Below are 2,841 nucleotides of genomic sequence, written 5' to 3'. Positions count from 1 at the left end.
TGCTCACCGCCCCGCCGGACCCCGACACCACCGCCTACGTCCTGTACACCTCCGGCTCCACCGGCCGCCCCAAGGGCGTCACCGTGACCCACAGATCCCTGGCGAACCTCCTGGCGGGTCACCGCGAGGGCTTCGTCGCCGAAGCGGGCGGCGGGCCGCTGCGGGTGGCGCTGACGGCGTCGTTCTCCTTCGACACCTCACTGGAGGGCGTGCTGCTGATGGCCGACGGCCACCCGCTGCACCTGGTCGACGAGACGACCCGGCTGGACGCCGCCGCGCTGGTCGAGTACGTCGTCGAGCACCGCGTCGACTTCCTCGACCTGACCCCCACCCACCTGCGCCAGCTGCTGCCCGCCGGACTGCTCACCGACCCGCGCCACCGCCCCCGGGTGCTGATGCTCGGCGGCGAGGCCGTCGGACCCGGCCTGTGGCGGGAGCTGGCCGAACGGCGGGACGTGGCCGCGTACAACTTCTACGGGCCCACCGAGTGCACGGTCGACGCCCTCGCCTGCCGCATCGGGGGCGACGGCCGCCCCACCGTGGGCCGGCCGCTCGCCAACGTGCGCGCCCACGTCCTCGACGACCGGCTGCGGCCCGTGCCGCCCGGAGTCGGCGGCGAGCTGTACCTGGCCGGCGTGCAGCTGGCGCGCGGCTACGCCGGCCGGCCGGGACTGACCGCCGCGCGGTTCCTGCCCGACCCGTTCGGCCCGCCCGGCACCCGCATGTACCGCACCGGCGACCTGGCCCGCTGGACCGCCGACGGACGCCTGGACTACCTGGGACGCGCCGACGACCAGGTCAAGGTGCGCGGTCACCGCATCGAGCCCGGCGAGGTCGAGGCGGCCCTGACGGACCTGCCCGAGGTCACCGCCGCCGCGGTCGTCGCCGTCACCGACCCGCACGGCCACACCCGGCTCGCCGCCTACCTGGTCCCCGCCGACCGCGCCGCGGGGCTCGCCGCGGGCGAGGTGCGGGCGGCCTGCCGGCGCGTGCTGCCCGACCACATGGTGCCGTCCTCCTTCACCGTGCTCGACGCCCTGCCGATGACCGTCAGCGGCAAGGTCGACCGGCGCGCCCTGCCCGCCCCCGACCTCGACGCAGGCGCGCGCGACAAGGAGTTCGTCGCCCCGCGCACCCCCGAGGAGGAGACCCTCGCCCGCATCTGGGCCGAGGTGCTGGGCGCGCGCCGGGTCGGCGTGACGGACAACTTCTTCGAGCTGGGCGGCGACTCCATCCTCAGCATCCAGGCCGTCTCCCGCGCCCGCGCGGCGGGCCTGCACCTGACCTCACGGGACGTCTTCCGCCACCAGACCGTCGCCGACCTCGCCGCCGCCGCGTCCGCGCACACCGCCGAAGCGCCCGCGCCCCCGCGGCCGCGCGAGGAGGGCCCGGCACCGCTGACGCCGATCCAGGAGTGGTTCTTCGCCACCCACGGCCCGCTGCGCCACTTCAGCATGTCGATGCTGCTGGACCTGCCGCACGACCTGGACGAACCGGCCCTGGAACGCGCCCTGGAGGCTCTGGTCGCCCACCACCCCGCGCTGCGCACCCGCTTCGCCCGCTCGGGGGACACCTGGCGCCAGCACCCCGGCGACGGCCCGGCCACCGGCCTGCTCACCCGCCACGACCCCTCCCGCGCCGCCGACCCGGCGACCGCCCGCGAGGAAGCCGCCGAGGCGGCCCGGGCCGCCCTCGACCCGGAGACCGGCGCCCTGCTGCGCGCCGTCCTGCTGCCGTCCCCCGACGGCGAGCGCCCCCAGCTCTTCCTCACCGCCCACCACCTGGCGGTGGACAGCGTCTCCTGGCGCATCCTCCTCGCCGACCTCGACCGGGCCTACCGGCAGGCGGCCCGGGGCGGGACGGTCGACCTGGAGCCCGTCCCCACGCCGTTCGCCGACTGGGCCGCGCACCTGTCCCGGCGCACCCGCTCCGGCGACCTCGACGCCGACCTGGCGCACTGGACGGCCGAGGCCGCCGAACCCCGCACCCCGCTGCCCGTGGACCGCCCCGGCACCCCGCTCGCCGGCTCGTTCCGCACGCTCCGCACCCGCGTGGACCGCGCCACCACCGACGCCCTCCTGCGCCGGGTGCCCGCGGTCTACCGCACCCGGGTCAACGACGTCCTGCTCAGCGCCCTGGGCCGGGTCCTCGCCGACTGGACGGGCACCGGGCGGGTCACCGTCGCCCTGGAGGGCCACGGCCGCGAGGACGACACGCTGGACCTGTCCCGCACGGTGGGCTGGTTCACCACCCAGTACCCCGTCACCCTCACCCCCGCCGGACCGCCCGGCGCGCCCGACTGGGGCACCACCCTCAAGACGGTGAAGGAACGGCTGCGGGCCGTCCCCCGGCACGGCCTGGGCTACGAGGCCCTGGCCCGCCTCGGCTCGCCCGACCCGGCCGCCCGCGCCCTGCGGGACCTGCCGCTGCCGCAGGTCTGCTTCAACTACCACGGCCAGTGGGAGGCCGGCGACGGACGGGACTTCGCCCCGGCGGGCGAGGCGCCCGGCCGGGACATCGCCGCCGACCGGCCGCCGGCCCACCTGCTGGACATATCCGCCGTGGTCGCCGGCGGCGAACTGGAGATCACCTGGCACTACAGCGACCGGGTGCACGACGAGGACACCGTCCGCACCCTCGCCGACGGCATGACCCGCGCGCTCGCCGACATCACCGCGCACTGCGCCCGCCCCGACGCGGGCGGACGCACCCCGTCCGACTTCCCGCTGGCCCGCCTCGACCAGGACCGCCTGGACCGGCTGGCCGGCGACGGGCGGGACGTGGAGGACGTCCTGCCGCTGACCCCGCTCCAGGAGGGCATGCTCTTCCACCGGCTGGTCG

General features: G+C 77.0%; 1 protein-coding gene. It reads left to right on the top strand.

All coding sequences use genetic code 11. The features are described from left to right. The coding region (locus tag AOK18_RS27975; protein ID WP_157865256.1) for a condensation domain-containing protein at positions 1 to 2,841 on the top strand (2,841 nt) is incomplete at both ends.

The sequence above is a fragment of the Streptomyces prasinopilosus genome, assembly GCF_001419695.1.
Classification (GTDB): Bacteria; Actinomycetota; Actinomycetes; order Streptomycetales; family Streptomycetaceae; genus Streptomyces; species Streptomyces prasinopilosus.
This window is presented reverse-complemented; position numbering and strand designations above follow the sequence as displayed.